General features: G+C 71.3%; 24 protein-coding genes and 2 pseudogenes. 21 read left to right on the forward strand and 5 right to left on the reverse strand.

Annotation, left to right across the window (positions count from 1 at the left end; all coding sequences use genetic code 11):
- Window positions 1–770, forward strand: a 770-nt coding sequence (locus BZY54_RS08215; RefSeq protein WP_244217029.1) for a GNAT family N-acetyltransferase, incomplete at its 5' end; no start/stop codon positions are given.
- Between the two features lie 22 nt (window positions 771–792).
- Here BZY54_RS08215 and BZY54_RS08220 read toward each other — a convergent pair.
- The gene (locus tag BZY54_RS08220) at window positions 793–2,607 is read right to left on the reverse strand and encodes a phosphatidylglycerol lysyltransferase domain-containing protein (RefSeq protein ID WP_086724072.1); all 1,815 of its coding nucleotides are present in this window, start codon (window positions 2,605–2,607) and stop codon (window positions 793–795) included.
- Window positions 2,608–2,789: 182 nt separating this feature from the next.
- Entirely contained in the window at window positions 2,790–3,179 is a 390-nt protein-coding gene (locus BZY54_RS08225; RefSeq protein WP_244217030.1) for a hypothetical protein, read from the reverse strand.
- Window positions 3,180–3,548: 369 nt separating this feature from the next.
- Here BZY54_RS08225 and BZY54_RS08230 point away from each other — a divergent pair, with 369 nt between their 5' ends.
- Window positions 3,549–4,214, forward strand: a complete 666-nt coding sequence (locus BZY54_RS08230) for a class I SAM-dependent methyltransferase (RefSeq protein ID WP_086724074.1) — start codon at window positions 3,549–3,551, stop codon at window positions 4,212–4,214.
- Window positions 4,215–4,286: 72 nt separating this feature from the next.
- Here the strand turns inward: BZY54_RS08230 and BZY54_RS08235 are convergent, their stop codons facing one another.
- Window positions 4,287–5,183 (reverse strand): LysR family transcriptional regulator, encoded by an 897-nt coding sequence (locus BZY54_RS08235; protein WP_086724114.1) that lies wholly within the window; start codon window positions 5,181–5,183, stop codon window positions 4,287–4,289.
- Window positions 5,184–5,261: 78 nt separating this feature from the next.
- Here BZY54_RS08235 and BZY54_RS08240 point away from each other — a divergent pair.
- Both BZY54_RS08240 and BZY54_RS08245 read left to right on the forward strand, forming a co-directional pair.
- Window positions 5,262–6,182: pseudogene (locus tag BZY54_RS08240) on the forward strand (EamA family transporter); the annotation flags it as partial.
- Between the two features lie 99 nt (window positions 6,183–6,281).
- A pseudogene (locus BZY54_RS08245) lies at window positions 6,282–7,022 on the forward strand (NAD(P)-dependent oxidoreductase); the annotation flags it as partial.
- Here the strand turns inward: BZY54_RS08245 and BZY54_RS08250 are convergent.
- Window positions 7,001–7,438, reverse strand: coding sequence for a hypothetical protein (locus BZY54_RS08250; RefSeq protein WP_010353923.1), 438 nt, complete (start codon window positions 7,436–7,438; stop codon window positions 7,001–7,003). The pseudogene BZY54_RS08245 and the gene BZY54_RS08250 overlap by 22 nt on opposite strands.
- 579 nt (window positions 7,439–8,017) lie before the next feature.
- Here BZY54_RS08250 and hemL point away from each other — a divergent pair.
- The 17 genes from hemL to BZY54_RS08340 all read left to right on the forward strand — a co-directional run bounded on the left by hemL (window position 8,018) and on the right by BZY54_RS08340 (window position 24,224).
- A complete protein-coding gene (gene hemL, locus BZY54_RS08260) occupies window positions 8,018–9,334 on the forward strand; it encodes a glutamate-1-semialdehyde 2,1-aminomutase (protein ID WP_086724078.1) in 1,317 nt (438 codons plus the stop codon).
- On the forward strand, window positions 9,331–10,032 hold the full coding sequence (locus tag BZY54_RS08265) for a histidine phosphatase family protein (protein ID WP_086724080.1): 702 nt from the start codon (window positions 9,331–9,333) through the stop codon (window positions 10,030–10,032). Before hemL ends, BZY54_RS08265 begins: the two co-directional genes overlap by 4 nt.
- A 140-nt stretch (window positions 10,033–10,172) precedes the next feature.
- Window positions 10,173–11,525 (forward strand): polysaccharide deacetylase family protein, encoded by a 1,353-nt coding sequence (locus BZY54_RS08270; RefSeq protein ID WP_086724082.1) that lies wholly within the window; start codon window positions 10,173–10,175, stop codon window positions 11,523–11,525.
- 66 nt (window positions 11,526–11,591) lie between these two features.
- Window positions 11,592–12,257, forward strand: a complete 666-nt coding sequence (locus BZY54_RS08275; protein WP_086724084.1) for a TlpA family protein disulfide reductase — start codon at window positions 11,592–11,594, stop codon at window positions 12,255–12,257.
- A gap of 6 nt (window positions 12,258–12,263) precedes the next feature.
- Window positions 12,264–13,025, forward strand: coding sequence for a cytochrome c biogenesis CcdA family protein (locus tag BZY54_RS08280; protein ID WP_086724086.1), 762 nt, complete (start codon window positions 12,264–12,266; stop codon window positions 13,023–13,025).
- Between the two features lie 3 nt (window positions 13,026–13,028).
- Window positions 13,029–14,828, forward strand: coding sequence for a cytochrome c biogenesis protein ResB (gene resB / locus BZY54_RS08285; protein ID WP_086724088.1), 1,800 nt, complete (start codon window positions 13,029–13,031; stop codon window positions 14,826–14,828).
- Window positions 14,825–15,931 (forward strand): c-type cytochrome biogenesis protein CcsB, encoded by a 1,107-nt coding sequence (gene ccsB, locus BZY54_RS08290; protein WP_086724090.1) that lies wholly within the window; start codon window positions 14,825–14,827, stop codon window positions 15,929–15,931. The genes resB and ccsB overlap by 4 nt, the downstream gene beginning before the upstream one ends.
- 164 nt (window positions 15,932–16,095) lie before the next feature.
- Window positions 16,096–16,530, forward strand: coding sequence for an SRPBCC domain-containing protein (locus BZY54_RS08295; RefSeq protein WP_086724092.1), 435 nt, complete (start codon window positions 16,096–16,098; stop codon window positions 16,528–16,530).
- A gap of 318 nt (window positions 16,531–16,848) precedes the next feature.
- Window positions 16,849–18,306 (forward strand): menaquinone biosynthesis decarboxylase, encoded by a 1,458-nt coding sequence (locus BZY54_RS08300; protein ID WP_086724094.1) that lies wholly within the window; start codon window positions 16,849–16,851, stop codon window positions 18,304–18,306.
- On the forward strand, window positions 18,303–19,205 hold the full coding sequence (gene mqnP, locus BZY54_RS08305) for a menaquinone biosynthesis prenyltransferase MqnP (protein WP_086724096.1): 903 nt from the start codon (window positions 18,303–18,305) through the stop codon (window positions 19,203–19,205). Before BZY54_RS08300 ends, mqnP begins: the two co-directional genes overlap by 4 nt.
- A gap of 46 nt (window positions 19,206–19,251) precedes the next feature.
- Window positions 19,252–19,923 carry a UbiX family flavin prenyltransferase gene (locus tag BZY54_RS08310; RefSeq protein WP_086724098.1) on the forward strand — a complete coding sequence of 224 codons (672 nt, stop codon included), beginning with the start codon at window positions 19,252–19,254 and terminating at the stop codon, window positions 19,921–19,923.
- A gap of 99 nt (window positions 19,924–20,022) precedes the next feature.
- Window positions 20,023–20,478, forward strand: a complete 456-nt coding sequence (locus tag BZY54_RS08315; RefSeq protein WP_086724100.1) for an Lrp/AsnC family transcriptional regulator — start codon at window positions 20,023–20,025, stop codon at window positions 20,476–20,478.
- Between the two features lie 110 nt (window positions 20,479–20,588).
- The gene (gene mqnE, locus BZY54_RS08320; protein ID WP_086724102.1) at window positions 20,589–21,752 is read left to right on the forward strand and encodes an aminofutalosine synthase MqnE; all 1,164 of its coding nucleotides are present in this window, start codon (window positions 20,589–20,591) and stop codon (window positions 21,750–21,752) included.
- Between the two features lie 139 nt (window positions 21,753–21,891).
- Entirely contained in the window at window positions 21,892–22,554 is a 663-nt protein-coding gene (locus tag BZY54_RS08325; protein ID WP_086724104.1) for a UdgX family uracil-DNA binding protein, read from the forward strand.
- A gap of 16 nt (window positions 22,555–22,570) precedes the next feature.
- On the forward strand, window positions 22,571–23,095 hold the full coding sequence (locus tag BZY54_RS08330) for a GNAT family N-acetyltransferase (RefSeq protein WP_086724106.1): 525 nt from the start codon (window positions 22,571–22,573) through the stop codon (window positions 23,093–23,095).
- Window positions 23,096–23,201: 106 nt separating this feature from the next.
- Complete coding sequence (locus BZY54_RS08335) at window positions 23,202–23,501, forward strand: DUF4229 domain-containing protein (RefSeq protein WP_086724108.1); 300 nt, start codon at window positions 23,202–23,204, stop codon at window positions 23,499–23,501.
- Between the two features lie 72 nt (window positions 23,502–23,573).
- The gene (locus tag BZY54_RS08340; RefSeq protein ID WP_086724110.1) at window positions 23,574–24,224 is read left to right on the forward strand and encodes a TetR/AcrR family transcriptional regulator; all 651 of its coding nucleotides are present in this window, start codon (window positions 23,574–23,576) and stop codon (window positions 24,222–24,224) included.
- Here the strand turns inward: BZY54_RS08340 and BZY54_RS08345 are convergent.
- Window positions 24,217–24,811 (reverse strand): MaoC/PaaZ C-terminal domain-containing protein (locus BZY54_RS08345; RefSeq protein ID WP_086724112.1); only part of this gene is annotated, 595 nt, incomplete at its 5' end. The two genes, BZY54_RS08340 and BZY54_RS08345, sit on opposite strands and share 8 nt — an antisense overlap.

Consider the following 24,811-nt stretch of genomic DNA (forward strand, 5'->3'; position numbering starts at 1 on the left):
CGGCGGTGGCCCCGGCGGGGTGTCCGGCCCGGACCCCGGTGGTGGCCCCGGCCGGGCGGCCGGCGCGGGGCATCTCGTGTGGGCGGCGCAGCTCGGGGCCGACGGGCGGCCGGGGCCGGGGGTACGGATCTTCCGGCACGGGACGGCCACGGCGGTGGCCGCGCCCGCGCTGTCCGGGCGGAACCGTCGCGGGGCAGACGGGGGACGCCCTGGCCCTCGTACGGGAGGTGCTCGGGGAGGTCGGCCCGACGTACCGGCCCTTCGGCGACGCGGAGTTGATCGGCGCGCTGGTCCGGGGCATCGGCGAGCTGGAACCGGGCGGGCCGCCCTTCCATTGGATGGAGACGGCGACGCCACCCGGGCCGGGGACGGCCGCCCGCTGCGGCTGGCTGGACGAGCGCGGTGAGCGGGCGGCACGGGCGCTCTTCGGCACGTACTTCCCCGGCTCATACGCCCAGCCGGGGCGGCCGGGGGTGCGCCGCTGGGCGGGCGTGCACGACGAGAGCGATCCCGGCCGGCTGCTCGCGGTGGCCGCCGACGCCTGGTCGGGGGCCGGGTGCGGGCTGCTGGCGGGGGTCGTCACGCATCCGCGGGCGCGGGGCCGGGGCCTGGGCGCGGCCGTGTCGCGGTTCGTCGTGGACGACCTCGTACGACGCTACGGCCGCGCCGCGTTGCTGGTCGACGCCGACAACACGCCGGCGATCAGGGCCTACGAACGTGCGGGGATGCGCGGGCGCCTGTTCGCGGCGGCGACGGCGGTCCCCCGGTAGGCGGCGGGGGCCTCCCCTCCTCTCAGACGGCGGAGCCGACCTTGGTGTCCGCCGTCGGCCGGGACTCCCTGCGGCGGGTGAACGCCGGCAGCGCGGGCGGGGTGAGGAAGCCCTCGGCGCGGGCGCTGGCTATGCCGATGCGCGGCAGGTCGCCGCTCTTGGCGAACAGCAGGAAGCGCGGCTCCCAGAGGGGCCGGTACTTGGCGTTGGCCCGGTACAGGGACTCGATCTGCCACCAGCGGGAGAAGAAGGTGAGCACCGAGCGCCACAGCCGCAGCACCGGCCCGGCACCGAGCCGTGCCCCGCGCTCGAAGACCGAGCGGAACATGGCGAAGTTGAGCGAAACCCGCCGTACGCCGATCTCCTCGGCGCGCAGCAGCAGTTCGACGACCATGAACTCCATCAGGCCGTTCTCGCAGGAGCGGTCACGGCGCATCAGGTCCAGGGAGAGCCCGTGCTCGCCCCACGGCACGAAGCTGAGCAGCGCGCGCGGCTCGCCGTCGGCGTCCCGGCACTCCAGCATCACGCAGCGGCCGTCGGCGGGGTCGCCGAGCCGCCCGAGGGCCATGGAGAAGCCGCGCTCGGTGGCGCCGTCGCGCCAGTGGTCGGCGCGGTCGACGAGCAGGGCCATCTCGTCGTCGGGGACGTCCTCGTGACGGCGGATGCGAACGGTGTAGCCGGCCCGGCGGACACGGTTGTGGGCCTGCCGTACGACCCGCATGGCCCGGCCGTCGAGGCTGAAGTCGGCGACGTCGACGATGGCCTCGTCGCCCAGTTCGAGGGCGTCCAGACCGTGCCGGGCGTAGACCGTGCCGGCCTCCTCGCTCGCGCCCATGACGGCGGGCGTCCAGGCGTGCCGGCGGGCCTCGGCCAGCCAGGCGTCGATGGCGCCCGGCCAGGCCTCGAGGTCGCCGATGGGATCGCCGGAGGCGAGGCTCACACCGCCCACGACGCGGTAGGTGACGGCGGCCTTGCCGGTGGGGGAGAAGATCGCGGCCTTGTCGCGGCGGAGCGCGAAGTAGCCGAGGGAGTCGCGCTCGCCGTGCCGGTCGAGCAGTTCGCGCAGCCGCTTCTCGTCGTCCTCGGTGAGCAGGGCGCGGCCACGCGGGGAGCGGAAGCAGGCGTACAGGACGAGGAGGAAGGTCGCCGCCGCCATGGTGTTGATGGCGATGTCCACCAGGCGAGGCGCGTGCACGTCCGGGACGCGGTCGGCGAGCGGGCCGACGCTGATACCGCGCAGCAGGACGTAGATGATCTTCTCGCCGAGGGAGGCGCCGCCCCGCGCCTTGTTGGTGGCGTCGACCAGCCAGGTGCTGAGGATGCCGCTGACGAGGAGGCCGACGGCGCCGACGGCGAGGGCGAGCCGGGGGTTGGAGCGGTCGCCGATGGCGTTGAACTCGCGCCGGCCGATCAGCAGCGCGGCCACGAAGAGGCCGGTGAGCGCGGCGGAGAGCCAGTTGAAGAGGTGGTCCTGGAACCGGTCCTGGGTGAGGGCGAGGACATAGAGCGCGAAGAGGGGTCCCGCGAGCAGCAGGTTGAACACCCATGCCGCCCGTTTCCGGCGCCGCATCACCACGGCCAGGAACAGGGCGAGCGCGGCGGAGACCAGGCCGGCGGTGGCCAGGTAGGGCGTGAAGAACTCGCCACCGTTGTGCTCGTGGACCTCCTCGCGGAACGGCAGCGAGAGCACCGCGGCGATGTTGAGCACCGCGAGCAGCCGCAGGTACCAGACGGTTGACGCGGCGGCCCGCGCCCTCAGCCGGGGGCCGGGGGAGGGCGGCGCGGAACGGTGGGAGTCGCGCTGTGCGGGGATGAGGACCGACTTCTGTGCGGACATGGGTGACGCGTCACCTCGAAGGGAACCGCCGAAACCGGCGGAAACGGGACGGGAACGGGCGGCGGGCGGACCCCGCAGGGGGGCAGTGGGGACAGCGGACGGACGGCGGGGGGACAGCGGACGGACAGGAAAGGGGCGTCTCCACTGTTCCGGTAAAAGGTAAGGAACGGGGGTACGGGCGCTTACTCGCCGGAGACGGGGGCGCGGGCGCCGTCGGCGGAGGCGGGCGTGCCGTCGGCGCCGGCGGGGTCGCCGTCGGCGGTCCCGGGCCCGCGGTCGCCGCTGTCGCCGCAGAGGGTCGCGCGTCTTCTGGACGCCGTCAGCAGCCACGCCAGGTTGCCCGCCGCCGCACCGGCCGCCACCGTGGCCGCGATCACCCCCGCCGTGGCGAAGCCGTCGCTGAACAGATGCGGCCGCTGGTCGAGGCTGTGCAACCCGAAGCCGCACAGCTCGTACACGCCGATGGCCGCGATCGTGAGACTCACGACGAGCACGGCGACGGTCGGCCCGAGCCCGCCCTCCGCCTCCTCGCCGGGCGACGCGACCGGCCCCGAACAGTGCGCTTCCTGCATGGATCCCCCGTGGACGGTTGGATGGCGAGCGGACCCTACAGTACGTAGTGTCGCACCGCCGGGTGAAACCGGTCGTCGCCCGTCCGGGGAGATCCGGGGAAACCCGGGGAGAACCGGGGAGGGGGCGAGCTTCACGGCCTGAGGCCGATGACGTCGGACCCGGCCGGTCGCCAACGTCTTAACCGCCACCGCCACCGCCGCCGCCTTCGCCGCCCCGGCGGCCACCGGCTGGTCGCGGACCGCGAGCCGCGTCGCCGGCCGAACCGGCCCCTGCAGCCGCCGGCCGACCCGCGCCCGACCGGGGGCATGGGCGCGGATCTACGCTGGCCATGGGGCCCGATGGCCGCCGGGTGATGAGGAGTACGTCCGATGTCGGCGCGCGAGCGCGAGTGGGAGCTGGCCGAGCAGCAGCGCGAGCACTGGCAGCAGGTCTACGGCGAGCACCCCGGCATGTACGGCGAGGCGCCGTCCGAGCCCGCCGTCCACGCCGCCACCGTGTTCCGGGCCGCCGGGGCCCGCGAGGTGCTGGAGCTGGGCGCCGGTCACGGCCGCGACGCGCTGTACTTCGCCTGTGCGGGTTTTTTCGTGCTGGCCACCGACTTCAGCCCGGTCGGCCTGGAGCAGCTGCGCGAGGCCGCCGCCGCCCGGGGCGTCGCCGAGCGGGTCGGCACGGCGGTGCACGACGTCCGCGATCCCCTGCCGCTCGCGGACGCCTCGGTGGACGCCGTGTACGCGCACATGCTGCTGTGCATGGCGCTGACCACCGAGGAGATCCACGCCCTGGTCGGCGAGGTCCGGCGGGTGCTGCGGCCGGGCGGAACCTTCGTCTACACCGTCCGGCACACCGGGGACGCGCACTACCGGGCCGGCGCCGGGCACGGCGACGACATCTGGGAGCACGGCGGCTTCGCGGTCCACTTCTTCCCCCGCGGCCTCGTCGACCGCCTGGCCGAGGGCTGGCGTCTCCACGAGGTCCACCCCTTCGAGGAGGGCGACCTGCCCAGACGCCTGTGGCGCGTCACCCAGACCGTGTGAACCCCGGACCGTGTGAGCCAGGGCGTGTGAACCGGGATCGCGCACGCCCCGACCGAGTCTTCGGGATCCGGGTCAGGACCCTGATGGCGGCCGGACCCCGAGGACGTCGAGCATCGCCCGGGTGGCCGGGCTCGGGTTGAACCGGCTCCACGCCAGATACTCGATGCGGTGCGGTCCGTCGACCACCGGGACCAGCGCCAGTTCGGGGTCGCCGGCGGCCAGCGGCCGGATGTACGCCGACGGCAGCAGCGCGACGGCGAGCCCGCGCGCGATCAGCCGGATGATCAGTTCGACGACGCCGGCCTCGTACGCGACGTCGCGGACCACGCCCGCGGCGGCGAACGCCTGATCGGACTGGGCGCGGGCGGGTGTCCCCGCCACGAAGTCCACGAACGTCTCCGCGACGATCTCCTGGAGCGTGACCCGGGAGGTGCCCGCGAGCCGGTGCCCGGCCGGCACCACCAGGACGTGTTCGTCGTGATCGAGGACGACGGTTTCCACCCCGGAGGGCCGCTCGCCCTCCGGCAGGCCGAGGAAGGCGAGGTCCAGGTCGCCCTTCCGGATCGCCGCCACCAGGTCGTCGCTGCGCCCGGAACGGAGGACCACGCGGACGTCCGGGTGCTGGGCGCGATACCGCTGGAGCACCTCGGGCACGTCGACGGCGGCCGTGGTCACGATCACGCCGACGGCGAGCCGGCCGCGCACCACGCCGGTCGCGTCGGCGGCGTCGGCCGCCGCGCGGTCGGCGGCGGCCAGGCACTCGCGCGCGCCGACGAGAAACGCCGCTCCGGCGCTGGTCAGCTCGACGCGGCGGCTGGACCGGGCGAACAGCTTGACCCCGAGCTCCCGTTCCAGGCCGGCGATCCGGTGACTGAGTGACGACTGCACCACGCAGCAGCGCTCCGCGGCGCGGGTGAAGTTGCGGGTTTCGGCGACGGCGACGACGTATCGCATCTGCTGGAGATCCACCGAGTCATCGTGATCGTTCATGGCTGCCATGACAAGCATGCTTTGCGTTCATGATGCGCGGTGCTGAGACTCCATCACATGCATTCCTTGACCGAGCGATCACCGGGCCCGTCGCGGACCTCGTACGCGCCGCGGACGGCGGCCGTCGCGCTGACCGCGCTCGCCCCCGCCTCCTGGGGCACCACATACGCCGTGACCACGCAACTGCTCCCGGCCGGGCATCCGCTGTTCGCCGGGCTGATGCGCGCCCTGCCCGCCGGGCTGCTCGGCCTGGCGATCACCCGTGTGCTCCCGCGCGGGGAGTGGTGGTGGAAGGCCGCCGTCCTCGGCGTGCTCAACATCGGCGCCTTCTTCCCCCTGCTGTTCCTGGCGGCCGAACGGCTCCCCGGCGGGGTCGCCGCCACCCTCGGTGCCACCCAGCCGCTGCTGGTCGCCGCGCTGGCCATCGCGGTGCTCCGCGACCGGCCTTCGGTCTGGCGATGGACCTGGGGCCTGATCGGCGTGGCCGGCGTCGGACTCGTCGTGCTCGGGCCCGACGCCCACCTGGACGTCGTCGGAGTGCTCGCCGGCCTCGGCGGTACGGCGACCATGGCCAGCGGGGTCGTCCTCACCAAACGCTGGGGCCGTCCCGAGGGGCTCGGCCCACTGGCCCTGGCCGGCTGGCAACTGACCGCCGGCGGCCTGCTGCTGCTCCCGCTCACCCTCGCGATCGAGGGGGTCCCGCAGCGGATCGACGCGGGCGCGGCCGGCGGCTACCTGTGGCTCGGCAGCATGGGCGGGCTGATCGCGTACACGCTCTGGTTCCGCGGCATCGGCAGGCTGCCGGTCGGCGCGTCCGCGCCGCTGGTGCTGCTGTCTCCGCTGGTCGCGACCGTGGTCGGCATCGGGCTGGGCGAGTCGCTGAGCCTGGTGCAGGCCCTTGGTTTCGCCCTCGCCCTGGCGGCCCTGCTCGCCGCGCAGCTCGATCCCCCGAACCTGCCCGGCGCCCGCGCCGCACGCGCCGGTGCGACGGGAGCCGAATCGCGGGAAGAATCCCAGGAACAGGAAGAGGGGACCGAACGGGGCGCGGCGACGGCAGGCATGACGATCGCCGTGCTCGGCGCCACGGGGATGGTCGGCAGCCGGGTGATCGGTGAGGCCCGTGCACGCGGGCACCAGGTGCTCGCCCTGTCCCGGAAGCCTGCCGGTGACGATCCGAACGTGACGCCGATCGCGGTCGACGCGACCGACGCACACGCCGTACGCGAGGCGCTCGCGGGCTCCGCCACGAACAGCGCCGCCGACAGTCTCGCCGACGGAGCCTCGAACGGCGCCGCCGACGCCGTCGTGCTGACCGTGCGGACCGATCCGGTCGGCCAGGAGTTCCTGGTCGGCGCCACCCGTACGGTGCTGGACGTCGCCGCGCGGCTCGGGATCCGCGTCCTCGTGGTCGGCGGCGCCGGTGCGCTGCGCAGCCCCGGCGACCGGGATCTGCTGGTCGCCGACGACCCCGCGTACGTGCCCGCCGAATGGAAGGCCGTCGCCGCCGCCGGGATCGCCCAGCTGCGGACCTGCCACGCCCATGCCGGTGCCGAGTGGGTCTATCTGAGCCCGCCGGCCCTGCTGGAGCCCGGCGAACGAACCGGCCGCTACCGGCGCGGCACCGACACCCTGCTCACCGGCGCCGACGGCCGATCCTGGATCAGTGCCGAGGACCTGGCCGTCGCCGTGGTCGACGAACTGGAGACCCCGGGCGGCGAACACCACATCACGGTCGTCCACGCAGGCGCACGCCGATCAGTGGCGGCCGACGACCGACCGTCCGGACACCGCGCGGCTCAGGGCCACACCAGGCAGTAGGGCTGATGGCCCGCCTCGTGCAGGCGGTGGCTGAAGTCCTGCCACTCGTGGAGCAGTTGGTACACGTTGAACGCGTCTCTCGGGCCACCGCGGTCCGGGACCGTGGACCATATGAAGGCGGCCGCGCCGACCGCTTCCTCGCCGATGTCGCGGAGCGGGTCGACGACGGTCATCGGGAGCTTGACGACCGCGTAGTCGGGGTGCAGGACGACCAGTTCCAGCGGCGGCACCTTGTGCAGGGGGACACCCTCGATGCCGGTCAGCACCATCGCGGCCATGGTCTCCGGCTTGATCTTGGTGAACATGCCGTTCATGCCGAGCTCGTCGCCGCCGAGTTCCTCGGGACGCATCGAGATCGGGACGCGGGCCGCGGTCGCGCCGTCGGGCGCACCGAAGTACTTGTACGTCACCCCCACCCGACCACCATTCCTGCTCCCCGCCCGGAGGCTGTCGACCCGGCGGTCCGTCCGGCCGTCGATCCGCCGGTCCGGCCTCTCGGGCTCACTCGGTGCACCCTGTGCCTGACGTGCTTCGGCGGCCTGCTCCGCGTCGCGCCGGTGCCTTCCCCGCCGGGCACGTCGAGGACCCAGGTCGTCAGTCCCCTCGCCCAGTCCGCCACCGCGATGCATATCTCCACCCGACTGCTTTTCTAGGACGCGTGGCCCCGCCGCGCAACCCGATCATCGTGTCAGTGACCTCCCCCACGGCCGCACGCCGAAACGTGCGCTGAAACATCTGCCCGCGGGACCTTCGAGGACCCTCGCGGCCCCCGACACGAACCTTCGCCCTTGTCCATACGTACGAGGAGCCCAGTTTCTCAGATGGGTGCGGGCGAATCCGCTTCTTCGGGCGCGGGGATCTCCGCGGGCACCATGTCTCGGCCGCGCGGACCGGCACCACCGCCGCCCGGTCCTCCGCCCTGGCTGGCCTACCCTGAACAGGTCACTGCCCACCGGATTCCGTGAAACCCCGAGAAATCGGAGAAGTCGCAGGTCATGAGCGAACTGCCATATCCATACGAAGCCCCCGTCTCGCAGGTGCTGTTCGATCGTGCGGCGGCCGTCACACCCGGCGGTGTGAACTCGCCGGTGCGTGCCTTCCGTGCCGTGGGCGGCACGCCCCGGTTCATGGTGTCCGGAAACGGCCCCTATCTGATGGACGCGGACGGGCGGGAGTACGTCGACCTCGTGTGCTCCTGGGGGCCGATGATCCTCGGGCACGGCCGGCCCGAGGTGATCGCCGCCGTGCAGGAGGCGGTCGCCCGCGGCACGTCCTTCGGCACGCCCGGTGAGGGCGAGGTCGCGCTCGCCGAGGAGATGGTGGGCAGAGTCGCGCCGCTGGAGCAGGTCAGGCTCGTGTCCAGCGGGACCGAGGCCACCATGTCCGCCATCCGGCTCGCCCGCGGGTTCACGCAGCGGACCAAGGTGATCAAGTTCGCCGGGTGCTACCACGGGCACGTGGATTCCCTGCTGGCCTCGGCCGGGTCGGGGGTCGCCACCTTCGCGCTGCCCGACACGCCGGGCGTCACCGGGGCCCAGGCCGGCGACACGATCGTGCTGCCGTACAACGACCTCGACGCCGTGCGCGCCGCCTTCGCCGCCCACCCGGGCGAGATCGCCTGTGTGATCACCGAGGCCTCGCCCGGCAACATGGGCGTCGTGCCGCCGCTGCCCGGTTTCAACCAGGGGCTGAAGGACGTGTGCCGGGACAACGGCGCCCTGTACATCTCCGACGAGGTCATGACCGGGTTCCGCACCAGCCGCGCCGGGTGGTACGGCGTCGACGGGGTCGAGCCCGACCTGATGACCTTCGGGAAGGTGATGGGCGGCGGCTTCCCGGCCGCGGCCTTCGGCGGACGCGCCGACGTGATGGCGCACCTCGCCCCGGCCGGGCCCGTCTACCAGGCCGGCACCCTCTCCGGGAACCCGGTCGCCACCGCCGCCGGGCTCGCCCAGCTGCGCCTGCTCGACGACGCCGCCTACGCCAAGGTGAACGCCGTGTCGCAGCAGATCCAGGCGCTCGTCTCCGAGGCGCTCACCAAGGAAGGCGTGGCGCACACCCTGCAGAACGCCTCCAACATGTTCTCGGTCTTCTTCACCGACCGGCCGGTGCGCGACTACGAGGACGCCAAGGCGCAGGAGTCGTACCGCTTCACCGCCTTCTTCCACGCGATGCTGGCGAACGGCGTCTACCTGCCGCCGTCGTCCTTCGAGTCCTGGTTCGTCTCGACCGCGCACGACGAGCAGGCCCTTCAGCGGATCGCCGACGCCCTTCCGGCGGCGGCCCGGGCGGCGGCGGAGGCGACGGCATGAGCAACGCGCCGGAGAAGCACGGCAACGACGACGTCACCGTCGTCCACCTCATGCGCCACGGCGAGGTGGAGAACCCGACCGGGATCCTGTACGGCCGGCTGCCCGGCTACCACCTCTCCGAACTCGGGCGGCAGATGGCCGAGCGGGTCGCCGAGCACCTCGCCTCCCGGGATGTGACGTACGTCGTCGCCTCCCCGCTGGAGCGCGCGCAGGAGACGGCGACACCGATCGCCAAGGCGCACGGGCTCGACCTCGCCACCGACGAGCGGCTGATCGAGGCGGGGAACGTCTTCCAGGGCAAGACCTTCGGTGTCGGCGACGGCGCGCTGCGCCGGCCGGCGAACTGGAAGCACGTGATCAACCCGTTCAAGCCGTCCTGGGGCGAGCCGTACGTCGACCAGGTCGTGCGGATGATGGGGGCGCTGAACGCGGCCAAGGACCAGGCGCGCGGGCATGAAGCGGTGCTCGTCAGCCATCAGTTGCCGATCTGGATCGTGCGCTCCTACGTCGAGCGGCGGCGGCTGTGGCACGACCCGCGCAAGCGGCAGTGCACACTCGCCTCGCTGACGACGTTCACGTACCAGGGCGACCGGATCGTCTCCGTGGGCTACACCGAGCCGGCTCGCGATCTGGTGCCCCCTCATCTCCTCGCGGGCGCCAAGCCGGTGAAGGGGCAGGGGAAGGCCTTCGGAGCGTAAAGGCGGGGTAAGACCTCGCTCACTTACGAACAATTTCACGACATTTGTTGTGAAATTCACATCGCCGCGCGGAACCTTCCCGTTCGTCACGGCCTCTGAGTGTGTGACCACATCAGAGGACGTGACGAATCGGGGATCTCATGCGCACCTTCTCCCGGAGGGGCATACTCGGCCTCGGCGCGGGCGCCGCGGCCGTCGCCGGACTTGCGGGCTGTGGCAGCCTCAAGTCGTCGGACGGCACGAGCCACGCCGGCGGTTCCGGTTCGGGCGGCAGTTCGCGCGGCAGGAGCACGCAGCCCCCGGCCCGCCCGATAGGTGACGGCTCGACGTCGTTCACCGGCAAGCAGCCCCACCAGCCCGCGAGGCCCGAGCCGCTGGAGCCGGGTCAGACGCCGCCGCAGTTCGTCATCTTCTCCTGGGACGGGGCCGGCGAGGTCGGCAACGGCCTGTTCCCGCGCTTCCTGGACCTGGCCAAGCAGCACGACGCCCACATGACCTTCTTCCTCTCCGGGCTCTATCTGCTGCCGGAGGACAAGAAGCGCATGTACAACCCGCCGAACAACCCGCGCGGCGCCTCGGACATCGGCTATCTCAACCCCGACCACATCAGGGCCACGCTCGACAACGTCCGTCGCGCCTGGCTCGAGGGCCACGAGATCGGCACCCACTTCAACGGCCACTTCTGCTCCGGCCACGGCACGGTCGCCAACTGGACGCCCCAGCAGTGGCGCAGCGAGATCGACCAGGCCAAGGCCTTCGTGAAGCAGTGGAGGACCAACACGGGCTGGCACGACCTGCCCTCCCTGCCCTTCGACTACGACAAGGAGCTCGTCGGCGGCCGCACCCCGTGCCTGCTCGGGCAGAACAACCTGCTGCCCACCGCCCGCGAGCTCGGCTGGCGCTACGACGCCTCCTCGCCCGGCGGCCGTCAGGTCTGGCCGGTCAAGCGGCTCGGCATCTGGGACCTGCCGCTGCAGCAGATACCCTTCCCGGGCCGCAGGTTCGAGGTCCTCTCCATGGACTACAACATGCTCGCCAACCAGTCGGTGAACTCCACCAAGGCCCCGGCCTACAACTACCCCGGCTGGCGCAAGCAGTCCGCCCAGGCCTACATCCAGGGCTTCCAGCGGGCATACGAGACAAACCGGGCGCCCTTCTTCATAGGCAACCACTTCGAGCACTGGAACGGCGGGATCTACATGGACTCCGTCGAAGAGGCCTTCAAGCACATCGCGCAGGAGAAGGAGAAGGGCGCGGACGTGCGCCTGGTCTCCTTCCGGCAGTTCGTCGACTGGATGGACGTGCAGAAGCCGGAGGTGCTCGCCAAGCTGCGCACCCTGGAGGTCGGACAGCGACCGGCCGGCGGCTGGAAGGAGTTCCTCAAGGACGCCGGGACCTCCGCGACCTCGGGCGCCTCCGGATCCTCCGGCACCTCCGGGGCCACGCGCGGCACCGGCACGCAGAGCTCCAAGGGCACCGTGAACGCTGCCTGAAATGCGGTTTTCCGCCCGCGAGGGGGGTGCGCAAGATCCCCGGAACAGGCATGCGAAACTTTTCACATGAGTGTCGTCAGCCGCGCCCCCCAGTGCTCGAACCGGGCGAACCGTACGTCCGCACCGCACCGCACGCGCACGACCCGCGCCCGCGGCCGCGCCGCCCTGCTCGCCGCCGGGACCGCCGCCCTGGCACTCGTGCTGTCCGCGTGCGGCTCCGGAGGCACCTCCGGCGGCTCGGGCAGCACCAACTTCATCACCGGCTCCGACGGCATCGCGACCGTGAAGAAGGGCGAGCGCAAGCCCGCGCCCGACCTCTCCGGCCGGACCATCGACGGCAAGCAGCTCGACATCGCCTCCTACAAGGGCAAGGTCGTCGTCCTCAACGTCTGGGGCTCCTGGTGCGCGCCCTGCCGGGCCGAGGCACCCAACCTGGTGCAGGTCGCCAAGGACACCGCCGCCAAGGGCGTGCAGTTCGTCGGCATCAACACCCGTGACACCAGCACCCAGCCGGCCGTCGCCTTCGAGAAGCGGTACGGGGTGCCGTTCCCGAGCCTGTACGACCCGACCGGCAAGCTCATGCTCCGCTTCAAGAAGGGCACCCTCAACCCGCAGCTGATCCCGACCACGATCGTCGTCGACCGGAACGGCGACATCGCGGCCCGCGCCCTCCAGGCGCTCAGCGAGGAGAAGCTGCGCAAGATGCTCGACCCGGTCATCGCGGAGAAGTGAGCCGCCGTGCTACTGGCCGCAGCCACTGACGCCAACCAGACCGTCAGCAGCGGAGCCCTCGTGCTCGCGCTGCCGATCGCCGTGCTCGGCGGGCTCGTGTCCTTCTTCTCGCCGTGCGTCCTGCCCCTCGTCCCGGGCTACCTGTCGTATGTGACGGGTGTCACCGGCACCGATCTGGCGGAGGCACGGCGCGGGCGGATGGCCGTCGGCGCCTCCCTCTTCGTCCTCGGCTTCACCGCCGTGTTCGTCTCCGGGGGCGCGCTCTTCGGCTACTTCGGCCAGAACCTCCAGGACCACAAGGGTCCCCTCACCAAGGTGCTGGGCGTGCTCATGATCCTCATGGGCGTGTTCTTCATGGGCCTGATGCCCTGGATGACCCAGCGTGAGTTCCGTTTCCACAAGCGCCCGGCCACCGGTCTGATCGGCGCACCACTCCTCGGCGCGCTGTTCGGCATCGGCTGGACCCCGTGCATCGGCCCGACCCTCTCCGCGGTCCAGACGCTCTCCTTCCAGCAGGCCAGCGCCGGACGGGGGGCCTTGCTCACCGTCGCCTACTGCGCCGGGCTCGGCATCCCGTTCGTGCTCACCGCCATCGCCTTCCGCAAGGCCCTCGGAGCCTTCGGCTGGGTCAAGCGCCACTATGTCTGGGTGATGCGCATCGGAGGCACGATGATGATCCTGACCGGTGTGCTGCTGCTCACCGGCGCCTGGGACCGCCTGGTGCAGGAGATGCAGAACTGGTCCACCGGCTTCACTGTGGGGATCTGATCCATGAGCAAGACGACAACCGGCACCACCGCCGACGAGACCCCCGCCGCCGGACACTCGGCGGCCGGCGAGGACGACCTGGGCGCGGCCGGCTCGCAACTGTCCACCGCCCCCACGGAGACAGCGGTCCCCGGCTCCTTCGGCGGCAACCGCGCCCCCGGCCTGATGGGCTGGCTGGCCTGGACCGGGCGGGAGATCGTCGGCTGGGTGCGCTGGTTCTGGCGGCAGCTGACCTCCATGCGGGTGGCGCTGCTGCTGCTGTTCCTGCTCTCCCTCGGGGCCATCCCGGGCTCGCTGATCCCGCAGAACGGCAGCGACGCCATGAAGGTCGAGACCTTCAAGCAGACGCACAGGACGCTCGCGCCGATCTACGACAAGCTGGGTCTGTTCCACGTCTACAGCTCGGTGTGGTTCTCCGCGATCTACATCCTGCTGTTCGTCTCCCTCATCGGCTGCATCGTGCCGCGCACCTGGCAGTTCGTCGGCCAGCTGCGCAGCCGGCCGCCGGGTGCGCCGAGGCGGCTGACCCGGCTGCCCGCGTACGCCACCTGGCGCACCGCCGCCGCCCCCGAGGAGGTCCGCGAGGCCGCGCTGAAGGCCCTGAAGCAGCGGCGCTTCCGCGCACACACCACCGGGGACGCCGTCGCCGCCGAGAAGGGCTATCTGCGCGAGGCCGGCAACCTGCTGTTCCACATCGCGCTGATCGTGATGCTGATCGCCTTCGCCTGGGGCCAGCTGTTCAAGACCGAGGGCAACAAGCTGATCGTCGAGGGCGACGGGTTCACCAACACCCTGACCCAGTACGACGACTTCAAGTCGGGCAACCTCTTCAACGACGACAACCTGGTGCCGTTCAGCTTCAACCTGAAGAAGTTCACGGCCACCTACGAGCGCAACGGCCCCAACAAGGGCACCGCGCGCACCTTCGAGGCGGCCATCGACTACAGCGTCGGCGCCGACGGCAAGGACCAGCACAAGATCGTCCGGGTCAACCACCCGCTGGAGATCGACGACGCCAAGGTCTACCTGGTCAGCCACGGCTACGCGCCCACCGTCACCGTCCGCGACGGCAAGGGCAACGTGGTGCTGCACCAGGCTGTGCCGCTGCTGCCGCTGGACGCCAACGAGACCTCGCAGGGCGCGATCAAGGTCTTCGACGGCTACAAGAACGCCCAGGGCAAGGACGAGCAGCTCGGCTTCTCCGCATTCTTCGTCCCGACCTTCGCGGGCGCCGGCAAGGGCACGATGTTCTCCCAGTTCCCGGCCCTGGACTTCCCCGTCCTGGCGCTGGGCGCCTACCACGGCGACCTGGGCGTGGACGCGGGCGTCCCGCAGAACGTCTACCAGCTGGACACCAAGGACCCGAACCTGAAGCCGTTCAAGGACGCCAAGGGCCAGATCCTCAAGAGCCGCCTGCTGCCCGGCGAGACCATGCAGCTGCCGAACGGCGCCGGGTCCATCACGTTCGACAAGGACATCAAGGAGTGGGCCGGCTTCCAGGTCGTCCAGCAGCCCGGCACCGGCTGGGCGCTGACCGGCGCCCTCGCCGCCATCACCGGCCTGGCCGGCTCGCTGTTCATCCAGCGCCGCCGCGTCTGGGTGCGGGCGGTGCGGGGCGCCGACGGTGCGACGGTCGTCGAGGTGGCGGGCCTGGGCCGCAGCGAGTCCGCGAAGCTCCCCGAGGAGATCGGCGACCTGGCCGCCCTCGTGCACGACAAGGCACCCGCACAGACCGACGCCGACCCCGACCGGGAGCCGGACGCCGACACCCCCGTACCTGCCGAAGGGGCTGAGAAGAAATGACTCTCGCCGCCGCAACCGAGCTCGCCTCGGCGACCAACGAACACCTCGCGCACATCAGCAACACGCTGATCTACTCCTCGATGGCCGTCTACACGCTGGCCTTCTTCGCGTACATCGCCGAATGGCTCTTCGGCAGCCGCAGCAAGGTGGCCCGAACGGCCTCCGCGCTGACCGTCAAGGAGGAGGCGGCCGCCTCGGCGCGGGGCCCCGCGGTGACGGTGAAGTCCGCGGGAGGGACCGCGGTCCTGGAGCGGCCGGAGGTCGTCGTGCGGTCCGCCGCCGGCTCCCGGGACGTGCCCGACGGGCCGGGAGCCCACGGCGGCGACGCGCAGGGCGACCTGTACGGCCGGATCGCCGTCTCCCTCACCGTGCTCGCCTTCCTCGTGGAGCTGGGCGGCGTCGTCGCCCGCGCGGCCTCCGTGGAGCGGGCGCCGTGGGGCAACATGTACGAGTTCAACATCACCTTCTCCACGGTCGCCGTGGGCGTGTACCTCAGCCTGCTCGCGCTGCGGAAGAACGTGCGCTGGCTCGGTCTCTTCCTGACCACCACGGTCCTGCTCGACCTCGGCCTCGCGGTCACCGTCCTGTACACGGCGAGCGACCAGCTGGTCCCGGCGCTGCACTCGTACTGGCTGTACATCCACGTCTCCACCGCGATCTTCTGCGGTGCGGTCCTCTACGTCGGCGCGGTCTCCACGCTGCTGTACCTGTTCAAGGACTCCTACGAGAACAAGCTCGAGAGCGGCGGCAAGCCGGGCTCCTTCGCCACCTCCGTCCTGGAGCGGCTGCCCGCCTCGGCGACGCTGGACAAGTTCGCGTACCGCATCAACGCGGCCGTCTTCCCGCTGTGGACGTTCACGATCATCGCGGGCGCCATCTGGGCCGAGTCGGCCTGGGGCCGCTACTGGGGCTGGGACCCCAAGGAGACCTGGGCGTTCATCACCTGGGTCGCCTACGCCTGCTACCTTCACGCCCGTTCCACCGCTGGCTGGAAGGGCCGCAAGGCGGCGTACATCGCGCTCATCGCCTTCGCCTGCTACCTGTTCAACTACTACGGCGTGAACATCTTCGTGGGTGGCAAGCACTCGTACGCGGGCGTCTGACCCCCGTGTGGTGAGGGCCGGTTCCTGTGACCCGAGTCACGGGAGCCGGCCTTCGTCGTACGGACGGAAAGGAGGGCGTGGACACGAATCCCGCCTCGCCGGCCTCCTGGCCGCCGTACGGCCTCACACGTGCGCCGTCACCCGCATGGAGTCAGGCTGGTGTCATGACCGGATCCATCGAACAGGGCAGCAGCCAGACCCACGGGAACACGCACCTGCTGCATTTCCTGGTACGGCTTCCCAGGCCCATGGAGAGGGTCTGGCCGGCGCTGGCCACCCCGGAGGGGCTCGCGCGCTGGCTGACCGCCGTCGAGGAGTTCGAGCCCCGGCTCGGTGGCGCGGTCCGCCTGCGGGACCTGGGTGCCGGCCGGGTCACCGCGTGGGACGTGGACCGGGTCGCCGAGTACACCCTGGAGAGCGGTGGCCGCCTCCGCTTCCATCTGGAACGGGACGGGGACCAGGCCTGCGTCCTCCGTTTCACCCATGAGTTCCAGGGCGAGGAGGAGTCGGAGGCGGACTGGCGGGCCCGTTTCGAGCACCTGATCGCGCGGCTGGAGAACAACGACCGGAACGACCCCGAACGCGGGAACGGCTCGTAGGTACTCCCCGGGCCGGTCCTCCCCGGCCCGCGATCACGTGCTCCCGTCCTCCGGTCGGGCCACCGCACGCACCCGTGGGCGTGGCGGCGGTGGGATGCCGTAGTGCCCGGCGATTTCGCTTGCCTCCAGCGGCCACCGGGACTGCCGCCCGTCACTGAGCGGAACCCGTTGACTACGGAAGGAGATCCCCCGGCGACCCCCAGCGCGCGGTGAACTGTGGGTCTGACGTGGAGAGTTGACGGTGCGTGGCCAAAGCGCCGGGGTATGGCCCGGCCCCGGTGACAGGGGCGCGGTGGCCCGTGGAAGATACTGGGACGCATGGCTTACGACGATCTTCGCTCCCTGCTCAGGGCGCTGGAGCGCGAGGGCGACCTCAAGCGCATCAAGGCCGAGGTCGACCCGTACCTGGAGGTCGGTGAGATCGTCGACCGGGTGCAGAAGTCCGGCGGTCCCGCGCTGCTCTTCGAGAACGTGAAGGGCTCGGCCATGCCGCTCGCCATGAACGTCTTCGGCACCGACCGGCGGCTGCTGAAGGCGCTCGGCCTGAAGTCGTACGGCGAGATCAGCGACAGGATCGGCGGGCTGCTGAAGCCCGAGCTGCCGCACGGGTTCGTGGGCGTGCGCGAGGCGTTCGGCAAGCTCGGCGCGATGACGCACGTGCCGCCGAAGAAGGTGAAGTCCGACAACGCGCCCGTGCAGGAGGTCGTGCTGCGCGGCGACGAGGTCGACCTGGACCGGCTGCCGGCGCTGTTCACCTGGCCCAAGGACGGCGGTTCCTTCTTCAACCTGGGGCTCACCCACACCAAGGACCCGGAGAGCGGCGTCCGCAACCTCGGGCTGTACCGCCTCCAGCGCCACGACCGCCGCACCATCGGCATGCACTGGCAGATCCACAAGGACAGCCGGAACCACTACCAGGTGGCCGCGCGCCGGGGCGAACGGCTGCCGGTCGCCATCGCCTTCGGGTGCCCGCCCGCCGTGACGTACGCCTCCACCGCACCGCTGCCCGGGGACATCGACGAGTACCTCTTCGCCGGGTTCATCGCGGGCAGGCGGATCGAGATGGTCGACTGCAAGACCGTGCCGCTCCAGGTCCCGGCGAACGCCGAGGTGGTCCTGGAGGGCTGGCTGGAGCCGGGCAGGATGCTGCCGGAGGGCCCGTTCGGCGACCACACCGGCTTCTACACCCCGCAGGAGCCGTTCCCGGCGCTGACCATCGACTGCGTGACGATGCGCAGGCGACCCCTGCTGCAGTCGATCGTCGTCGGCCGGCCGCCGACGGAGGACGGGCCGCTGGGCCGCGCCACCGAGCGTTTCTTCCTGCCCCTGCTGAAGATCATCGTGCCGGACATCGTGGACTACCACCTGCCCGAGGCGGGCGGCTTCCACAACTGCGCGATCGTCTCCATCGACAAGAAGTACCCCAAGCACGCCCAGAAGGTGATGCACGCGATCTGGGGTGCGCACATGATGTCCCTGACCAAGCTGATCGTGGTCGTCGACGCCGACTGCGATGTGCACGATCTGCACGAGGTCGCCTGGCGAGCCCTGGGCAACACCGACTACGCCCGCGACCTCACGGTCGTCGAGGGCCCCGTCGACCACCTCGATCATGCCTCCTACCAGCAGTTCTGGGGTGGCAAGGCGGGCATCGACGCGACGAGGAAATGGCCAGAGGAGGGCTACACGCGCGACGGCGGGTGGCCGGACATGGTCCTGTCGGACCCGGATACGGCGGCCCTGGTGGACCGCCGCTGGAAGGAGTACGGGCTGTGAGCAGCGCCTCCGCAGCACTCCCGCAGCCGGGACGCACCAAAGCGTTCCTGCGCCTGGTGATGATCGAGCACTCGGTCTTCGCCCTGCCCTTCGCCTACATCGCCTCGCTCACGGCGATGTTCGAGTGGGACAGGAACTTCCACTGGGGACGGCTGCTGCTGGTCACCATCTGCATGGTGGGCCTGCGCACCTTCGCCATGGCGGTCAACCGGATCATCGACCGGGAGATCGACGCCCGTAACCCCCGGACCGCGCACCGCGAGCTCGTGACCGGTGCGATGTCGGTACGGCACGCGTGGACCGGCGCCCTGATCGCCCTGGTGGTCTTCCTGGGCGCCGCCGCCCTGCTCAACCCGCTCTGCCTGGCCCTCGCCCCCATCGCGGTGATCCCGATGGTGGTCTACCCCTACGGCAAGCGGTTCACCAACTTCCCGCAGGCCATCCTCGGCCTGGCCCAGGCGATGGGCCCGATCGGCGGCTGGCTGGCGATCAGCGGCGAGTGGAGCTGGAAGGCGGTGGTCCTGGGCCTGGCCGTCGGCGTCTGGATCGGCGGCTTCGACCTGATCTACGCCTGCCAGGACGTCGAGACCGACCGCCGGATCGGTGTCCGCTCGGTGCCGGCCCGCTTCGGCATCCCGGCCGCCATCTGGGGCGCCAGGGCCTGCCACACCGTCACCACCGCGCTGTTCGTCTGGTACGGGGTCGTCACCGGCGCGGGTGCCTTCTTCTGGCTGGGCCTGCTCGTCGTCGCGGGGGCCTTCGTCTACGAACACACCATCGTCCGCCCGCACGACCTGTCCCGCCTCAACCGCGCCTTCTTCAGCGTCAACGGGTTCATCGGCATCGCCCTGTTCGTGTGCGCGCTGCTGGATCTGCTGGTGCGCGGGCTCACGGTCTGATTCCCTCCCGGTTCGGATCATGAGCGCCGACGGATAGGCTCGTCATATGAAGCCAGGAGAAACGCAGCGCGCGCCTTGGATCGTGGGGGTGTCCGGAGCGTCCGGCACACCGTACGCGGCCGCTGTGCTGCGTGCGTTGCTCGACGCCGGCGAGAGCGTCGACCTGGTGGTCAGCCGGGCCTCGCGGCTCACCCTGCTCGACGAGACCGGCATCTCCTTCCGGGACGCCCACTGGCAGGGCGACCTGCGGGAATGGCTGTCCCTCGGGGCCGACGGCAAGCCCGGCACCTTCGACGTGGACATCACGGCCGTACGGCACTGGGGCGCCGGTGACCTGGCGGCCGGGCCGTCCTCGGGGTCGTACCCGGCGAAGGGCATGCTGATCGTGCCCGCCTCGACGGCGTGCGTGGCGGGGGTCGCGCTCGGGCTGTCGAAGGACCTGCTGCAGCGGGCGGCGAGCGTCACCCTGAAGGAGCGCCGGCCGCTGGTCGTGGCCGTTCGGGAGACCCCGCTGAACGGACCGACGCTGCGGCACCTGGTCGCACTGGACGACGCGGGCGCCACCGTCCTGCCCGCCTCGCCGGCCTTCTACGCCGGTGCCACCCACATCCAGCACCTGGTGGACTTCGTCGCCGGGCGTGCCCTCGACGCGGTGGGTGTACCCCACCGGCTCTACCGCCGCTGGGAGGGCGAACTGGGCGCGCCCCGGCTCGCGTGAGCGGCCGACGGCCCGTCAGCAGCAGCACCAGCACCACTCGACACTTCACGAACGTCTCAGATCTCTCATCGGATCTCTTCAGCGGAAGGCTTCGATCGCATGGACGCGGTGGACAGGCAGCTCATCCAGGCCCTGAGGGAGAACGGCCGGGCCTCCTACGCGGAGTTGGGGCGCCTCGTCGGCCTGTCGGGACCGAGTGTCACCGACCGCATCAACCGGCTGGAGGCGGCGGGGGTCATCACCGGCTACCGCGCCACCGTGGACGCCGCCTCGCTCGGTCTCGGCGTCACCGCCCTGATCGGCATCTCGCTCTCGGACGCCGCCGACCACGAGGACGTGGCGCAGCGACTGAAGGACCTGCCCGAGATCGAGGACTGCTGGTTCATCGCGGGCGACGACTCCTACATGCTCAAGGTGCGCGCCACGGATGTCGACGGTCTGGAGAGGATCATCCGGCGGCTGTCCGGCACCAAGGGCGTCTCCCGGACCCGTACCACCATCGTGCTCTCCACGAAGTGGGAGAACCGGGTGGGCGAGCTTCCCGAACAGGTCTAGGTGGCAAGGCGTGGAGAGCCGGTCGGGGGCAGCTGCGCCCGAAGGGCGGGGGAGTACGGTTGGCGGCGTCTGTTTGTGACTTCAGACGTTTCCCGAAGAGAGGTAACGGTATGGACGTCGGGCTCAAGCGCGAGCTGGAGGAGAAGGTCCGCTCCGGTGAGCGGCTGACCCGCGAGGACGGCATCGCGCTGTACGAGTCGGACGATCTGGCCTGGCTCGGCGGCCTGGCGCACGAGGTGCGCACCCGCAAGAACGGCGACGTGGTGCACTTCAACGTCAACCGCCACCTCAACATGACGAACGTGTGCACCGCGTCCTGCGCCTACTGCTCCTTCCAGCGCAAGCCGGGCGAGAAGGACGCGTACACGATGCGCATCGAGGAGGCCGTCAAGCTCGCCAAGGCGATGGAGTCGGACAACCTCACCGAGCTGCACATCGTCAACGGCCTTCACCCGAACCTGCCGTGGCGCTACTACCCGCGTTCGCTGCGCGAGCTGAAGGCGGCCCTGCCGAACGTGTCGCTGAAGGCGTTCACGGCGACGGAGATCCACCACTTCGAGACGATCTCCGGGCTGTCCGCCTCCGAGATCCTGGACGAGCTGATCGACGCGGGCCTGGAGTCGCTGACCGGCGGCGGCGCGGAGATCTTCGACTGGGAGGTCCGGCAGCACATCGTCGACCACAGGACCCACTGGGAGGACTGGTCGCGCATCCACCGCCTGGCGCACGAGAAGGGCCTGAAGACCCCGTGCACCATGCTCTACGGCCACATCGAGGAGCCCCGCCACCGGGTCGACCACGTGCTGCGCCTGCGTGAGCTCCAGGACGAGACCGGCGGCTTCCAGGTCTTCATCCCGCTGCGCTACCAGCACGACTTCGTCGACATGAAGGACGGCAAGGTCCGCAACCGTCTCCAGGCCCGCACGACGATGGCTTCGGGAGCGGAGGCGCTGAAGACCTTCGCGGTCTCCCGGCTGCTGTTCGACAACGTCCCGCACGTGAAGGTGTTCTGGGTGATGCACGGCGTGCAGACCGCCCAGCTCGCGCTCCAGCACGGCGCCGACGACATGGACGGCTCGGTCGTCGAGTACAAGATCACGCACGACGCGGACAACTTCGGCACCCCGAACAAGCTGACCCGCGACGACCTGCTGGAGCTGATCCGCGACGCGGGCTTCCGCCCGGTGGAGCGCAACACGCGCTACGAGATCATCCGGGAGTTCGACGGCCCGGACCCGGCGCGCCGCGAGTCGCCGCAGCCCATGCGGGTGTGAGAGCCGCCGCAGCCTGAGCGGGAGCGAAGGGGGCGTGCGCCTTCCGCCCCGCCAGGGGGCGGCGGGGCCCCTGGCTCCCTTCGGCCGCCCACCACCCGGCTGGATCGGTGAAGACGGCGCCCACGGGTACCCGGTGGGCATGAGCCCGCGCACGACCGCCCCCGAGGATCAGTACACCGCGGCCCCCTTCGTCCCCGAAGGCGCCGACCTCGCCGCCCTGCGCGAGGCGGCCGCGGACTGTCGCGGCTGCCCGCTGCACCGGGACGCCACCCAGACCGTGTTCGGTGCGGGGAACACGCACGCCCGCGTGATGCTTGTGGGCGAGCAACCCGGCGACCAGGAGGACCGCCAGGGCAGGCCCTTCGTCGGCCCCGCCGGAAAGCTGCTCGACCGAGCCCTCGCCGAGGCCGGCATCGACCCGGGGGAGGCGTACGTCACCAACGCGGTCAAGCACTTCAAGTTCACCCGGTCGGAGCCGCGCAAGCGCCGGATCCACAAGGCGCCGAGCCTGAGGGAGATGACGGCGTGCGGGCCGTGGCTCGCGGCCGAGCTGGCACTGGTCGAGCCCGAGCTGATCGTGGTGCTCGGGGCCACGGCCGGCAAGGCGCTGCTCGGCTCCTCCTTCCGGGTCGGCGAGGTGCGCGGCACGGTCCTGGAACGGGAGATCCACGGGCGGGCCGAGCGGCTGGTGCCGACCGTGCATCCGTCGTCGGTGCTGCGGGCGCAGGACGACGAGGACAGGAAGGCCGCCTACCAGGGCCTCGTCAGCGATCTGAAAGTAGCTGCACGCGCCCTTGGGTAATGGCTACTATCCCCCAATGCCTCTTACTTTCACACTGGACCCCTCCGTGAGCCCCGATCTGCGCGACGGCATCCTCGACCTGTGGACCGAGGTGACGAACGAGGGCGGTGCGGTCGGCTTCGTGGCGCCGGCGACGCGCGAGGAGATACGGCCCGAGCTGGTGAGGCACTTCGTGGCGATGGCCGAGGGCCGCGCCCGTCTCCTGGTCGGCCACGACGAGGACGGCCGCGTCGCCGCGACGGCCTTCCTGACCCTCAACACCCACCGGCTGATGACCCACTGGCTGTGGCTCTACACGGTGATGGTCCACCCCCGGCACCAGGGCAGGGGCTACGGACGGGATCTGCTCGCGGCGGCCGAGGACGCGGCCCGCGGCATGAACGGCATCGAGGCCGTCCGGCTCACCTGCCGGGGCGGGCTCGGCCTGGAGCGGTTCTACGCCTCCTGCGGCTACAAGGAGGTCGGCCGGGTGCCCGGGGCCATCCGCGTCGCGCCGGGCGACGAACGCGATGACGTGATCATGCTCCTGCCGCTGACCTGAGGGTTTGCCCCGTTTGGCACCCCCCTTCATGATCGGGTGCCGGTCGTGCTTCACTGGACGGTGGTCCCTTGGACCTCCCTCAATGGATACGGAAGAGTGGATTGAGATGCTCCGCTACACACTGATGCGCCTCGGGATCTTCGTGGGCTGCCTCGTGGTCGTCTGGGGCCTCGTCTACTCCGGTATCGCCCCGCGCGGCCTCGGCAACTCCAACGGCCTGTGGATCGCCCTGCTCGCCCTGGTGATTTCGGCCCCGATCAGCTTCGTCGCGCTGCGCAAGGAGCGGGACCGGGCGTCGGTGCAGGTCTCCCAGCGGGTGGACCGGATGAAGGCGAACATCCAGGCCAACGCCGGGGCGGAGGACCTGGCCGACGAGCGCGCGCGGACCCGGTCCCAGGCGTCCTGATCCGGCCGGACCGGCGGCGCTGCGCCGCTCGGCGACCCTGCGGGCGGTGCCGCGAACCGTAGGCTTGCGCCCATGGGTGCCGTGAAGACCAAGCGGATGCCGCGGGCGGTTCGCGAACAGCAGATGCTCGACGCCGCCGTGCGGATCTTCGGCCGGCGCGGCTACCGGGCCGCGTCCATGGACGAGATCGCCGAACTCGCCGGCGTCTCCAAGCCGTTGGTCTACCTGTATCTGAACTCCAAGGAAGACCTCTTCAGCGCCTGCATCCGGCGCGAGGCCGCCGCGCTGACCGAGGCCGTGCGCGCCGGGGTGCGTCCCGGTGCGCCCGCCGACCGGCAGCTCTGGGAGGGGCTGCGGGCGTTCTTCACGCACACCGCGCAACACCCGGACGGCTGGACGGTGCTGCACCTCCAGGCGCGCACCCACGGTGAGCCGTTCGCGACCGAGGTCGCCGCGATGCGCACCGAGATCGTCACCTTCGTCACCCAGCTGATCGCCGTCACGGCCCGGGACGCCCACCACGACCCCGATCTGCCCGAGCACGAGGTCGCCGGGCTCGCCGAGGCCCTGGTCGGTGCCGCCGAGTCCCTCGCCGCCTGGGCCAACACCACCCCCGGCGTCACCGCCCGCCAGGCCGCGGCCACCTTGATGAACTTCGCCTGGGCCGGCCTCGGCAACCTCATGGAGGGCCGGCCCTGGACCTCTGCCGTACCACTCACGTGAGGAGCGGAAGCACCTCACCCACCAGGTGGGTCCGCACGCCCTCGGCCGCGCGCAGCTCGAAGCGGCCGCCGCCGTCGGCGGCGTAGACGATCCGGCCGGGCAGCGGCACCGGTGCCTTGAACTCCGCCCGGACCCGAACGGCCTCGGGGGTGCCGTGGGCGGCGAGGCAGCGGGCCGCCGTCCACATGCCGTGGGCGATCGCCCGGGGGAAACCGAACAGCCGGGCGGTCAACGGGTACAGGTGGATGGGGTTGCGGTCCCCGGAGGCGGCGCCGTAGCGCCGGCCCAGATCCGCGCCGAGGTACCACCGGTCGACGGCGGGCAGGGGCCGTCGCTCCGGCCCGGGAGCGCCCGTCCCGGCGGGCACCGCACCGCCCGGGGTGCGGTGGCGGGCCAGATAGGTGCTCGTCGACTCCCACACGAGGTCCCCGCCCGCGCGCAGCTCGGTGATCACGGCGGCCTCCGTGCCGCGCCGGTGCGCGGCCAACCCGTCGATGTGGACGGCGAGTTCGTACGTCTCCGTGGCGGGCAGGGCGGTGTGCCGGGTGATGCCGATCGAGGTGTGGACCAGGCCGAGCAGCGGCAGC

The sequence above is a fragment of the Streptomyces carpinensis genome (genome assembly GCF_002154505.1).
GTDB classification, from domain to species: domain Bacteria; phylum Actinomycetota; class Actinomycetes; order Streptomycetales; family Streptomycetaceae; genus Streptomyces; species Streptomyces carpinensis.